We start from the raw sequence: 13,236 nt of genomic DNA on the forward strand, positions 1-13,236 counted from the left end.
CCATACCGCCATATTTAGCACGCCATTTATAGAAGGTCGCATTACTCATACCGTGTTCACGACAAAGGGCAGCTACAGGTGTGCCAGACTCCGCCTGTTTCAAAATGGACATGATCTGACTGTCAGTAAATTTAGATGTTTTCATGCAGAATCTCCTGCCTATACTTTAAGAGAAAATTCTACTTTTAGGTCCTATTATTTTCAGGGGGGATTACCAATTTATAGACTTAAATCAATATGTAATATTCCCTCTCCTTTTTAAAGGAGAGGGTTAGGGAGAGGATTTAGCTAATTCACAGCCTTACTTTACTATTTATAATTTTCTTTCCATTGCATAGGCATTACCTTACTTTTGAAAGATCAAAAGTAACAAAAATCTTTTGTTAGCTTGATGATACTTCCCTATATCACAAGCTAACGGCGACATCCATGTCGCCTGTCATCTCATTAAGATAAGGTTATTTATTCAATCTTCTCTTTAAAAAATTTTCAATTATTTGTGAATAACCATTTTTAGAGAAATTTTTCATATTCATAAATTGTTCTTTCATTGTTTGCACGTCTAAATTGGGATTAACTAATTCAGGGTTAAATACTCCATCCTTCATCATTTGATATTCGGCTTGTAATATTTTTTCATCTAACCAATTAAGATTTAAGTTTAACCATTGTACTAGTTCAATAAAGTTCTCAGCTATATCACTACCAACCTTTTCAATCATGTTCGTTGTTAAATCAATTGGGTATAAATTATTTTTAGCTTTATCTAGTATTTCAAATATGGTACTTACTAACCATGCCCCCAGAAAAACTTGCAACTTCCCCGAGTTCTCCTCTCAGACCATAGTCTTTTCTAATCCTCTTTTTGTGTGCAAAATATCTTATTTTCAATAGTCTTGCTCTACGAATATATGTTTCTAAAACTTCATTCTGAACATAACTTTTAGTAGATAAAATTAACTCATCAAATGTATACAGCTGAATATTAGTATTCTTAATGGCCTCAATTGCACCGGATTGGAAGCCTACTTGAGAAATAATAAAACCTTTATCCGCACCGATATCATCTACAATTGTTCTTAGCGCTAATACTTTTTCTTTAGGAATTTTTGTTTGCCAATGTTTAGCTTCAACAATCCATTTGATATTCGTGCCTAAATACTTTGAAGTTACATAAATATCGACATTATGTTCTGTCCGAACTCCCTGAATCGTTTTATTTGTCACAGCATTAACCCCTAGACTTCTAAAATGCTGTGCGATATCTTCCTGAAAATTGAACCAATCTCTATTGCTATTCATTTAATAAGATAATTCCTTTATTATTAATCAATAATGTATTATTAATCAATAATGCGCTCTTAAATTCACACTAATCAACAATACTAAAATCTATAAATTTTAAACATCATAATTAAAAAGTTCTTCTTATAATTGGCTTTTTGTTTAAATCGCATAAATTTTAGCCCAAAATATGCTAAAAAAGACATGTCATTTAAACGATAAGAATAACGATGAAAACACTCAATCAGAAAATCGTCATAACAGCACTAGCACTGAGTTCATTGATAGTCATGCCCCAAGCTCAGGCTGTGGAAACCAAATCCATCGCTCATCAAAAACAGGTCGCAGGCTTTTACCAACACCAATTGGGTAATGTACAAATTACAGCGCTGCTTGATGGCACCAATTACCTCTCTCCTGCCTTATTTAAAGGTATTCCAGCAACTGAAGTGACGCAAATCTTAAAGAAATATCATGCTGATCAGGCCAAAGGTGTGCAAACCTCAGTGAATGCTTTTCTGGTCAATACGGGTTCATCGCTGGTTTTGGTGGATAGCGGTTCATCGAGCTGTAACGGTCCCAATTTTGGTTCAGTCGTGAAAAATCTGAAAGCTGCGGGCTATAAGACTGAGCAAGTGGATACCATTTTACTGACCCATTTACATCCGGATCATGTCTGTGGCATCAGTGATAAAGGCGTAGCTAGCTTTCCGAATGCCGCAGTCTATGTTGCCGATACGGAAGCAAACTTTTGGCTAAATCCCAAACAGGCAGCAAAATTACCACAAGATAAACAAGCCAGATTCAAACAAACTGTAGAGAAGATTCAGCAAGCAGTTCAGCCCTATCAAGCCACGAAACGCTTTAAGACCTTTAAATTAGGTGACAAAATAAAAGGTTTTGACGTGATCAGTACTGCAGGTCATACACCGGGACATTTTAGTTTTGCATTAAAGTCTGGTAATGAAGAAATGGTATTTGTCGGTGATATTGTCCATTCACATAGCATTCAGTTTGATCAACCCGAAACAGCGATTGATTTTGATATTGACCCGAAAAAAGCAGTGCAAACACGTTTGGCCCAGTTTTCCCGTTTAGCTAAACAGGGACAGACCGTAGCTGCACCACATTTACCTTTCCCTGGCATTGGGCATATTTATTCTGCAGATGGAAAGCGTTACCAGTGGATACCGGTGCATTTTAAAGATTGATTAAAAAAATCCCTTCAATTGAAGGGATTTTTGAGTTTATCTGCATTTCAATTGTCTGCTGAACTGAAAATAGAATTTGACATTTCATCGGCAATACAGCGCTTACGCCCGGTCTGTTTTGCTTTAAATAAGTTTTGATCAACCAGATTCAAGAAGTGTATTTTATCATTCTTCTCTGTAGGGAAAATACATTTAACCCCCATACTTAAAGTGACGTTTTCAGAAATAGGTGAAGCCCGATGTGGAAGATTGGCCTGATCCATCATGTGAAGAATCTTTGTCGCAACTTGAATCGCATCCTCTAAATGTGTTTCTGGCAATACAATGGCAAATTCTTCTCCGCCATAACGTGCCACTAAATCACGCGGACGGACACAGCAGCTTTCCAGCATCTGTGCAATCTGCTTAATACAGGCATCGCCAATAATGTGCCCATTAAAGTCATTGTATTGCTTGAAAAAGTCGATATCGATCAAAATCACCGATATTGGCTTTTGCTCACGGATCGCGTTGTACCATTCGCGCGAATAAAAATCATCAAATAGACGGCGGTTTGCAATTTCGGTTAAACCATCCTTATAGGAAAACTCTTCCAGCTTGCGATGTAAGGCGGTTAATTCTTCTTCCTTTTTCTTACGGTCAGAAATATCAAACATAAAGCCGACTAAACTTTCAACTTCACCATTTTCCTTGCGCACTACATGGACCACATCTCGAATCCAGCAATATCCGCCAGTGGCCTTTAAAGCACGATAATCCGCTTCATGATCTATGCCTGCAATGGATTGTGATACGCAAAAATTCAACACATGATCACGATCATCCCGATGCATGCGGTCTGCCCAATCCTGCACCGACTTCCAGGAATCCTGTTTCCAGCCCAGTAACTTTTCGATTTGCGGGCCAATATAACTAAACTGCTTTGTTGCCCAGTCAATGCTCCATGGAATGGCTAAGGTTGACTCCAATAATGTCTTGTAAAACATGTCATTCGGCAGATTATTATCAAACGGATTATCTGGCATAGTTGTGCTCTAATCTGGATACAAAAGAAATTCGATGACCTATAAACCTGTGCCCTGAATGAATTTCTATTTGCTTTTTTTATGATTTACCTACTCCAAGTAGGTCCCCAAAACATAAATTGCTTTTTTGCAATCTTATTCTTTTTTAATCTAAATTTGTTTAATTCTTATACAATTTTTCTCAAAGAAGAAACACATCATTCCAAGCATTTGATTTACTTTAAAAGCAATCAAAAATCTCTTATACGGCAAAAGCATCGTATCAATTTTTCTAAAATATTTTAAATAACGATCAGGACACATCATGAATAATATTGTCTACTTTGAAATCCAGTCTTCAAACCCACTCAGAGACATTGACTTTTACCAGACTGTTTTTGGCTGGAAATTTACCAAGGTTAAAGGTCTTCCTGTTGAATATTACCAGATCGAAACTGAAAACATGTCTGGCGGATTACTGAAACGCCCTGCAGAAGTACCACCGACACATTGTGGCACCAATGCTTTTACCTGTTCTGTCTTGGTCGAAAATTTCGATGCCGCTTCGAACAAGATTCTTGCCGCGGGTGGCCAAATCGCCATGCCTAAATTTGCCATTCCAGGACGTTGCTGGCAGGGCTATTTTCTCGACTTGGATCAAAACACCTTTGGTCTGGTTGAAGCAGATGAAAATGCGAAATAAAAAAAGCCTGAAATTTTAATAAATTAACCCGAGTTAAGCGGTCACACCCACTACGAATTGCAGAGTAACCCGCATAATTTATGGTAATTTATAGCCTTATCATACTTTGTGATTTGGGGCATTCATGGCTGTTCATTTTTTTCATACATCAGATTGGCATTTGGGACAATTTTTTTACAACCATTCACGCCAATATGAACATGAACAGTTTTTAAAGTGGTTGCTTGAACAAATACAACAAAAACAACCAAATGCGTTACTGATTGCAGGCGATATTTTTGATGTGATCAATCCTGCATCTGCTGCACAAAAACAGCTTTACCAATTTTTAGCCGATGCCCATGCACTTGCCCCGCATATGCAAACGCTGATGATTGCAGGTAATCATGATTCAGGTTATCGCATTGAACAAGTTGAGCCCTTGCTAGAAAAATACAATGCCAGAACGGTTGGAGTGGTACGTTGGAAGGAAGATAAAACTTTAGATCTCGATCGTTTACTGCAACCCATTTACGACTTAGATAAAAATATTATCGCGTGGTGTTTATGCCTGCCCTTTTTACGTGCTGCGGAAATTACCGGTTTTAATGAGCACACCACCAATAGCCAAAATGCGATTTCCTATTTACACCAACAACTGATTGCAGAAGCTAAGAAACGTAAAACCGATGATCAAGCGCTGATTTTAATGTCACATGCGCATATGCAAGGCGGCGAAACTTCCGATTCTGAACGCCCGATTATTATTGGCAATGAAGAAGCTCTGTCTACCGCATTATTTGATGATGTGATTAATTACGTGGCACTTGGGCATTTGCATAAACCACAAAAAGTTCAGCATCCGCATATTCGTTATAGCGGCTCACCGATTCCTTTATCTTTCAGTGAAATTAACTATAAGCACCAAGTGGTTGAAGTCAAAATTGAACCCTCGAAAGCGGATGAAACTACTTTTCAATCTGAAGCATTGCCTATTCCACGCAGTATTCAATTGCACCGGATTCGTGGTGAATTGAATGAGGTATTTGCACAGCTTAAAGCGCTAACCAGTGGTGAAATTGCCAATATTGATCAACGTGAATATATTGATATTGAATATCATACCGACACGCCTCCGCTACCTAATTTAAGACAACAATTTGAAGATGCCTTGCCTAAAAACCGCTATCGACTGGTTAAAATTTCACGTCAGTACAAAAATCTTGAAATACAAAATAGTGCTGCAAAAATTCAGCTTGAACCGCCAACGCCAGAAAAACTGTTTGAACAAATTTGGCAAAGCAAAGGTTATGTGCAAGATGATGCAGTGTTGAAAGATTTTCAAACTCTGGTTCAAGAAGCCCATCATTTACTTGAAGATAGAAACACGATTTAAGGATTTGCCATGAAAATTTTATCTATACGTATAAAAAATCTGGCATCTCTTGCTGGTGAACATTTTATTGATTTTGAAAGTGAGCCTTTGGCCAATGCCGGTTTAATTGCGATTATTGGCAAAACCGGGGCAGGCAAATCTACAATTCTAGATGCCATGTGCCTCGCACTGTTCAATCAAGTGCCACGTCTAAAAGGCAGTGATGGTAAATTGGTCGATGTGGATGGTTCAGAATTACTGACCAACTCCCCTTTAACCGTACTTCGCCGCGGTACAGGACATGGCTTTGCCGAACTTGTCTTTGTGGCACAGGATCAGAAACATTATCTGGCGCGTTGGGAAATTAAACGTGCGCGTGAAAGTGCTACGGGTAAATTACAAAGTGTACAACGCCATTTAAAATGCTTAACCGATGGTGTGGTGATTGCGGATAAAGCCAAGGCAGTGGATGCCAGTATTCATAAAATCACCCAACTCAGTTTTGAGCAATTTACCCGTGCAGTTTTGCTTGCCCAATCTGAAGTGACCGCATTTTTAAAAGCCCGGGATAATGAACGTGGCGCTTTACTTGAATATTTAACCAACTCCAATATTTTTGCCAAAATTGGTGAAATTGCTTTTCGTAAAACGGCGGATATTGAAAAAGAGCGTAAAAAACTCGAAGAAATGTTAGGTCATATTGAGATTATTTCGGAGCAGGATCTCGCTGATTTACAGCAACAACATCTGCAAATAAAACAACAGCTCACTCAACTTGAGCAAGAAAAAACCCGACTTGAATTACAGCAACAGTGGTTTGAACATAAACATAAACTTGAGCAAGAGATTGCCCTTAAACAACAGCATTTTGATGCACAACAGCTGAGTCATCAACAGCTGTCAAAAGAACGTGAAAAGTTACAGCGCTTAGAGGTGTTTTCCAGTATCCGTCCTGTAGTCTTTCAACAACAACACAACATTCAGGCACAGCAACAACTTGCCCCGCAAATTTCACAGTCTGAGCAGCAGTTTTTAGGGTTGGAAAGCCAATTTGAAGCCGAAAAAAAGGTTTATCTAGAGGCTGAAACTGCCCTTAAAATCACCCAAGCATTTGAACAACAACATGACCAAGCCTTACAGCAAGTTCGTCACTGTATTCAAGAACGCGACTTTATTGGACAGGAATTCCGTAAAGCCAATACCAAACTTGATGAACTAAAACTTCAAAAGCAGCCGTTAGAACAGCAACTCAACATAAGCTTGCAATACGCTCAACAGCTTGAACACAACCAAACTACAATTACGCAACAACTGGAACATAGCCAACAGTTTTCAGCTTTAGACCACGGTTTAGATGTCCATCTAGGGCAACTTCAACGTTTTATTCAACACTATCAACATATTGAAAATAGTTTAGGTAATCTTGCGACTGCCCAACAAAATTTTGCACAGAAACACCAACAACTTGAACAGCATATTTCACAGTTTGGAAATGTTGCAGCATTAGAACAACAGTTAGCAGCAATGCGTCAGCAACGTGAACAGAAACTGGCTCAACTCAATCAGTTCAGTTTGATTGAGCAAAAACTCGCTCAGTGGTTTTCAGATAATAATGAAAAAACAACTGCTCAATCACAGTTAGACACTTTAACCGTTAGCTTGCAACAACTGCAAAAACAGACCCAGCAGACAGATCAAGACTATCAAACGGCTAAATTAGAGCGTGAAAACCTGCAACAGTTTTTACAACAACAGCGCTTGTTGCATACTGAAAGTATTGAGCAGCTACGTGATAACTTGCAATCTGGTGAAGCGTGTCTAGTCTGTGGCAGTACCCATCATCCTTATAAAGAAGATCAAAGCATTATTTCTAAAACGCTGTTTAATCTCCAGCAGCAACAAGAACAACAGGCTATTGAACTTGAGCAAACGACATTTAAAATATGGCAAGATCAGCAACTCCATTTGACTCAATTACAGACTGAACATACTCAGACTGAAACGACGATTCTCCAATTAACAACAAAACTTGAAGCGACAAAAGATGCATTAGAGCAACTATTTAAAATTGCTGCATTACAGCTTAATTTAGAGCAGCCACAGCAAGGTCTGAATGAAGAATTTTCGGCAGCTCAAACACAACTCAAACTGAGTTTAGAGCAGGCTGAACAACAGATTGCAAACTTGATTCAAGCCTCCAAAGATCAGCAGTTACTCTCGAAGCAAATTCAAGAACAACAGCATTTACTCGAATCTGCTCAGACCTTACAAACTCAAGTGAATGATGTTTTCTCTTGCCTAAGTCCAGCACAGCAACAAGCATGGCAACAAAATACCGTTCAGACGGCGCAGCAAATTCAACAGGATTTGCAGCAGCGCTTTAAACATCTGCAACAGCTACAACAGCTCAATACAGAGTTAAACGTACAACAACAGGGACTGCAAAAAGCACAGTCCGATCTCGGTTATCTGTTGAAGCAGCTTGAAGAGACTCAACAAGTCGTAAATGAACTTTCTGAAAAAGGACAACAGAATAGTAAAATTGCCTGTTCACTTATTTTTGATATGACCGGAATACAGCAAGATAAGCCGAATGATTGGCTAAAAGCCCATGATCAAAAACGTCAACAACAGCAAACCACTTATACTGAATTAAAACAACAGTTTGAACAATTACGTCAAAATTTTGAAATGCAGAAGAATCAGTTAAACCAGCTTAAAGTCCAGCAACAACAGCAGATGGATGCTAAAGAAAAATCGGATACTGAAATTCAGCAATGGTTAACGCTGCATCCTGATTTTGAGGCAGATCAGTTAACTCAATTACTGCTGATTGATAGCACCCAAGAGCAACAGATTCGTCAGCAACTCCAGCACGCTGAACGGATGCTGAATGAGGCATCGTCGGCTTTAAAAACCATGCATGGACAACTTGCTGAACATTTAAAATTACAGCCAGACTGCGATTTCACCGCATTACAACTGCGACTACAACAGCATCTCACGGTATTAAAAGCCCAACGAGATGCCTATGACCAGTTAAATTTAAAGCTCGAAGTTCATCAGCAAAATGTGCTGAAACTGCAAAAATTTGCCGATCAGATTCAAAGCATTCAACAACAAGAACATCGTTGGGGCAAAATTTCAGGCTTGATTGGCGATGCAAAAGGCAAAGATTTCCGTGATTATGCACAACAATATAATCTCGACATTCTGGTTGAACATGCCAATCAGCAACTCGCCATGTTATCGCAGCGTTATACCCTCAAGCGTCTGGATCATTCTTTAAGCCTCGCGATTGTCGATCATGACATGGATGGTGAAACCCGTTCGGTTTCTTCACTCTCTGGCGGTGAATCCTTTCTGACCGCCCTCGCCTTGTCTTTGGCGATTGCCAATATGGCCTCTGGCTCGATGAAAATTGAATCGCTGTTTATTGATGAAGGTTTTGGGACTTTAGATGCGTCTTCTTTATATATGGTGATGAATGCCTTGGATCAGTTGCAAAGTCAGGGACGCAAAGTAGTGCTGATCTCGCATATTCAAGAAATGCACGAACGCATTCCGGTACAGATTCAGGTGAAACCGTTAGGTGCCGGTGCAAGTACCATTCAGGTGGTGGGGTAATTTTAAAATCCGAAAGTTATAAAAAAGCCTAGAAAATGCTCTAGGCTTTTATTTGCAAAAAAACTATGCCATGGGGCGCAAAGTCAGAATCTGCTCACTACGCCCGAATGGTCCAGAAAGATCATGCAACACGGAACTGGTTAGACCTATACCATCGTCGCCATATTGCTGCATGGTTTCCAGACCCAGCCACTGACCTTGCGGTAAACGGTGCATATGGATCTGTAAATCCAGATTAGGAAAGCCCCAGCTAAAAGGTGTTTCTTGACGTGGCACAATGCCATTAGCGGTATCGACCATCCCCATTAAGCGGACAAAATCACTGGTAGGTTCACCTTCAACCATGTCATGTGGCGTTCGCAACCAAACAATACCCTTCCCAGCACGGCGCTGATGACTTCGTGCTTCTATCGACTGAATATACCCACCCGGCCACTGACGAATTCCTTCCCACACTGGCGCATTTTCAGGCGCATTTCCATGAGCATCTTCCAAACCTTTTATCAACTGACTATTTTGGGTGATCATGCGCCAGGTACGTGCAACGATACAGCTTTTACCCTGAGCTTTCATTTCTGACTCAATCAGCTCAATGGTCTTGCCCGGGCGAATTACTTTGGTGGTGATACTAAACTCTCCAGCAGGAATCAGACCTAAAATATCTAAACTGATCCGGCCAATACGCATATCATTTCGTGGGGAAAACTGGTCTAATTCCGCACAGATAATTCCAGTCGCGGGTGCCATATGCTGCTCATGCTCATTCCATGCCCCTTGAGCCAGTATGGTTGAGCGGTAATGCGCCGTGACTTCTCCTACCACATCCGTATTTCGCCCGATCAATTGATAATATGCCGTCATAAACTTCCCTATTTTCTTGGTCGAATAAATAATTTTTATACAGATTATTCCCTTACACTGTTCCTTTTGTACTCAACTTTAGTGGAAAGCTCAATTTTTAAAACAAAAACTGAACCCTAAAGTTCAGTTTTCAACACCATTAAAATGGATGTAAGTATTGTTTACTTGGAATAATCTCGCGCGCCAAACAATGCCGTTCCCACTCGAACCATAGTTGAACCTGCTGCAATCGCCTCAGCCATATCACTGGACATGCCCATGCTTAAAGTATCCCAGTCTTCAGGATGTGCATGTTCTTTTTTAACGGTGTCAAAGAGTTGTTTTGCATCTGCAAAAGCATGGATATTGTTGGGTGCGGGAATCACCATCAAGCCGCGCAATTTTAAATGTGGCAGCTGGCTAATATTTTTAACTAATTCCGCCACTTCATTCGGCTGACATCCGTCTTTCGTCTCTTGCGCATCAATATTGACTTGTAAACAAATATTCAGCGGTGCTTGAGAGGCTTCACGCTGATTGGATAAACGCTCGGCAATAATAAAACGATCCACTCCATGTACCCATGCGAAGCTTGAAGCCAAATGTTTGGTTTTATTGCGCTGAACATGTCCAATGAAATGCCACTCGATGTCCAGATCATTTAAAGTTTCAATTTTATCCAGAGCTTCTTGTAAATAATTTTCTCCAAATGCACGTTGTCCCGTTTGGTACATTTCACGTAGCGACTCACTTGGATGAGTCTTCGAAACAGCCAGTAACTGTACGGTTTTCGGCTCACGCTGGGCCTGTTTACAGGCATCTTCAATTTGCTGTAAAACTTTATTTCGTGACGCTTGAAGACTATTCATTGACGAGGTTCTCATTTTCGTTCATCTTTTTTTACTTTCCCTTTAAACTAACTGTTGGTTAAGCTCTGGGAAAGCCTTATTATTCTAACAAAATAAATAACATTTAAATGATCTCGGGGAAATTATGGACATCACTGAACTTTTAGCCTTTTCTGCTAAAAATGGGGCGTCAGACTTACACTTATCAGCGGGTATGCCACCACTCATCCGTGTCGATGGCGAAGTTCGTCGTATCAACTTACCCGCTTTAGAACATAAAGAAGTACACAAACTTGTGTATGACATCATGAACGATAAACAGCGTCGTGATTTTGAAGAAAAGTTAGAGACCGACTTTTCTTTTGAAGTGCCGGGTGTGGCTCGTTTCCGTGTCAACGCATTCAACCAAAACCGTGGTGCAGGTGCCGTATTCCGTACCATTCCATCAAAAGTACTGACCATTGAAGACCTTGGCATGGGTCAAATCTTCAAAGATATTTGTAATTTCCCACGCGGTATCGTGTTAGTGACTGGACCTACAGGTTCGGGTAAATCAACCACACTTGCTGCGATGATTGACTATATTAACGATAACCGTTATGACCATATTTTAACGGTCGAAGATCCAATCGAATTTGTACACGAATCGAAAAAATGTTTGATTAACCAGCGTGAAGTGCATCGTGATACACACGGCTTTAACGAAGCATTACGTTCGGCACTACGTGAAGACCCTGACATTATTCTAGTCGGTGAGATGCGTGACCTTGAAACCATCCGTTTGGCATTGACTGCTGCGGAAACAGGTCACTTGGTCTTCGGTACACTACATACTACCTCTGCAGCAAAAACCATTGACCGTGTGATTGACGTCTTCCCGGCAGAAGAAAAAGACATGGTTCGTGCCATGTTGTCTGAATCATTACAAGCCGTGATTTCTCAAACCCTATTGAAGAAAAATGGTGGCGGTCGTGTCGCAGCGCATGAAATCATGATTGGTATTCCTGCCATCCGTAACCTGATCCGTGAAAACAAAGTGGCTCAAATGTATTCTGCCATCCAGACGGGTGCCAACTACGGTATGACCACGCTAGATCAAAGCTTAAAAACTTTAGTCGCTAAAGGCATTATCAGTCCACAGACTGCACGCACCATGGCAAAACAACCAGAATCATTCTTATAAGTTTAAACGGATTTAGGATCTTATTATGGATTTTAACGACTTACTGAATTTGATGATTCAACAGCAGGCATCCGACTTATTTATTACTGCCGATGTTGAACCGTCCATGAAAATTAACGGTCAGATTGTTCCAATCGCAAAGACCAAGCTGACGGGCGAAATTGTTGGACAACTTTTAAACTCAATTATGAGTGAAAAGCAGCGTAAAGAATTTGCTGAAACGCGCGAATGTAACTTCGCCATCAGCAACCGTGACAAAACTGCCCGTTTCCGTGTCAGTGCATTTCAACAGCGCGATGAACCCGGTATGGTATTGCGTCGTATTGAAACCGTCATTCCGACCATGGAGGAACTGAAGTTACCGCCTATTTTAAAAGAATTGGCGATGACCAAACGCGGTATCATTCTGTTCGTGGGTGCGACAGGTACAGGCAAATCCACTTCTTTAGCATCTATTATTGGCTATCGTAACCAGAATTCTAAAGGTCATATCATCACCATTGAAGACCCGATTGAATTTATCCATGAACATGCGGGCTGTATCATTACCCAGCGTGAAGTGGGCATTGATACCGACTCTTTTGAAGTTGCCTTGAAAAACACCCTGCGTCAAGCACCCGATGTCATCTTAATTGGTGAGATTCGTTCGCGCGAAACCATGGATTATGCGATTGCCTTTGCTGAAACCGGTCACTTGGTATTTGCCACGCTGCACGCCAACAACGCCAACCAAGCCATCGACCGTATTATCCACTTCTTTGATGCGGATCGGCACAACCAACTGTTTATGGACTTATCACTCAACTTAAAAGCAGTGATTGCGCAACAGCTCATTCCTTCTGTTGATGGTCAGTCTCGTCGTGCAGCGATTGAAATCCTGATCAACTCGCCTTTAATTGCAGATATGATCCGTAAAGGTGATGTACATGAAATTAAAGAGTTGATGAAGCGTTCACGTGAGCTCGGGATGCAAACCTTTGACCAGGCATTGTTTGACTTGTATAAAGCCAAAAAAATTACCTATAAAGATGCATTGAAACATGCGGACTCACCAAACGATCTTCGTTTGCAAATCAAGTTGTCAGAAGAAGGTGCCGAGCGCTTATTGCATGCAAGTTCGAATATCACCTTTGATGGCCAAGCTTAAAAGCAAAAAAAAACAGGCTTCAAAAGAAGCCTGTT

Annotated in this window: 12 protein-coding genes; 6 read left to right on the plus strand and 6 right to left on the minus strand. The window is 40.5% G+C overall.

Annotation, left to right across the window (positions count from 1 at the left end; translation table 11 throughout):
• The 3 genes from tnpA to B9T23_RS17075 form a co-directional block, all read right to left on the minus strand.
• On the minus strand, positions 1-145 hold a 145-nt coding region (gene tnpA, locus B9T23_RS14380; protein WP_143222534.1), incomplete at its 3' end, for an IS66 family insertion sequence element accessory protein TnpA.
• Between the two features lie 313 nt (positions 146-458).
• Complete coding sequence (locus B9T23_RS17070; protein ID WP_228145940.1) at positions 459-818, minus strand: hypothetical protein; 360 nt, start codon at positions 816-818, stop codon at positions 459-461.
• Positions 775-1,302 (minus strand): restriction endonuclease, encoded by a 528-nt coding sequence (locus tag B9T23_RS17075; protein ID WP_228145941.1) that lies wholly within the window; start codon positions 1,300-1,302, stop codon positions 775-777. The genes B9T23_RS17070 and B9T23_RS17075 overlap by 44 nt, the downstream gene beginning before the upstream one ends.
• A 212-nt stretch (positions 1,303-1,514) precedes the next feature.
• Here B9T23_RS17075 and B9T23_RS14390 point away from each other — a divergent pair, with 212 nt between their 5' ends.
• On the plus strand, positions 1,515-2,495 hold the full coding sequence (locus B9T23_RS14390; protein ID WP_086194578.1) for an MBL fold metallo-hydrolase: 981 nt from the start codon (positions 1,515-1,517) through the stop codon (positions 2,493-2,495).
• 47 nt (positions 2,496-2,542) lie between these two features.
• Here the strand turns inward: B9T23_RS14390 and B9T23_RS14395 are convergent, their stop codons facing one another.
• Complete coding sequence (locus B9T23_RS14395; RefSeq protein ID WP_086194579.1) at positions 2,543-3,520, minus strand: diguanylate cyclase; 978 nt, start codon at positions 3,518-3,520, stop codon at positions 2,543-2,545.
• A gap of 304 nt (positions 3,521-3,824) precedes the next feature.
• Between B9T23_RS14395 and B9T23_RS14400 the strand changes: the two genes are divergently transcribed.
• From B9T23_RS14400 to B9T23_RS14410, 3 genes are all read left to right on the plus strand, one after another.
• Positions 3,825-4,202, plus strand: coding sequence for a VOC family protein (locus tag B9T23_RS14400; protein WP_086194580.1), 378 nt, complete (start codon positions 3,825-3,827; stop codon positions 4,200-4,202).
• Positions 4,203-4,326: 124 nt separating this feature from the next.
• Positions 4,327-5,577: an exonuclease SbcCD subunit D C-terminal domain-containing protein gene (locus tag B9T23_RS14405; RefSeq protein ID WP_086194581.1), complete on the plus strand. Its 1,251-nt coding sequence runs from the start codon at positions 4,327-4,329 to the stop codon at positions 5,575-5,577.
• A 9-nt stretch (positions 5,578-5,586) separates the two neighbouring features.
• A complete protein-coding gene (locus tag B9T23_RS14410; RefSeq protein WP_086194582.1) occupies positions 5,587-9,183 on the plus strand; it encodes an AAA family ATPase in 3,597 nt (1,198 codons plus the stop codon).
• A 63-nt stretch (positions 9,184-9,246) separates the two neighbouring features.
• Here the strand turns inward: B9T23_RS14410 and B9T23_RS14415 are convergent, their stop codons facing one another.
• Entirely contained in the window at positions 9,247-10,044 is a 798-nt protein-coding gene (locus tag B9T23_RS14415) for a thioesterase family protein (protein ID WP_086194583.1), read from the minus strand.
• Between the two features lie 161 nt (positions 10,045-10,205).
• Positions 10,206-10,892 (minus strand): YggS family pyridoxal phosphate-dependent enzyme, encoded by a 687-nt coding sequence (locus B9T23_RS14420; protein ID WP_086194584.1) that lies wholly within the window; start codon positions 10,890-10,892, stop codon positions 10,206-10,208.
• 124 nt (positions 10,893-11,016) lie between these two features.
• Between B9T23_RS14420 and B9T23_RS14425 the strand changes: the two genes are divergently transcribed.
• Positions 11,017-12,054: a type IV pilus twitching motility protein PilT gene (locus B9T23_RS14425; RefSeq protein ID WP_067723908.1), complete on the plus strand. Its 1,038-nt coding sequence runs from the start codon at positions 11,017-11,019 to the stop codon at positions 12,052-12,054.
• A 25-nt stretch (positions 12,055-12,079) separates the two neighbouring features.
• A complete protein-coding gene (locus tag B9T23_RS14430) occupies positions 12,080-13,201 on the plus strand; it encodes a PilT/PilU family type 4a pilus ATPase (protein ID WP_067723907.1) in 1,122 nt (373 codons plus the stop codon).
• Positions 13,202-13,236: the final 35 nt, after the last annotated feature.

The sequence above is a fragment of the Acinetobacter terrae genome (genome assembly GCF_002135195.1).
Taxonomy (GTDB): domain Bacteria; phylum Pseudomonadota; class Gammaproteobacteria; order Pseudomonadales; family Moraxellaceae; genus Acinetobacter; species Acinetobacter terrae.

Excerpts from the sequence above, each read along its gene's own strand:
- B9T23_RS17075 (WP_228145941.1), bottom strand. The coding sequence starts at position 1,302 with ATGAATAGCAATAGAGATTGGTTCAATTTTCAGGAAGATATCGCACAG.
- B9T23_RS14390 (WP_086194578.1), top strand. The coding sequence starts at position 1,515 with ATGAAAACACTCAATCAGAAAATCGTCATAACAGCACTAGCACTGAGT.
- B9T23_RS14395 (WP_086194579.1), bottom strand. The coding sequence starts at position 3,520 with ATGCCAGATAATCCGTTTGATAATAATCTGCCGAATGACATGTTTTAC.
- B9T23_RS14400 (WP_086194580.1), top strand. The coding sequence starts at position 3,825 with ATGAATAATATTGTCTACTTTGAAATCCAGTCTTCAAACCCACTCAGA.
- B9T23_RS14405 (WP_086194581.1), top strand. The coding sequence starts at position 4,327 with ATGGCTGTTCATTTTTTTCATACATCAGATTGGCATTTGGGACAATTT.
- B9T23_RS14410 (WP_086194582.1), top strand. The coding sequence starts at position 5,587 with ATGAAAATTTTATCTATACGTATAAAAAATCTGGCATCTCTTGCTGGT.
- B9T23_RS14415 (WP_086194583.1), bottom strand. The coding sequence starts at position 10,044 with ATGACGGCATATTATCAATTGATCGGGCGAAATACGGATGTGGTAGGA.
- B9T23_RS14420 (WP_086194584.1), bottom strand. The coding sequence starts at position 10,892 with ATGAATAGTCTTCAAGCGTCACGAAATAAAGTTTTACAGCAAATTGAA.
- B9T23_RS14425 (WP_067723908.1), top strand. The coding sequence starts at position 11,017 with ATGGACATCACTGAACTTTTAGCCTTTTCTGCTAAAAATGGGGCGTCA.
- B9T23_RS14430 (WP_067723907.1), top strand. The coding sequence starts at position 12,080 with ATGGATTTTAACGACTTACTGAATTTGATGATTCAACAGCAGGCATCC.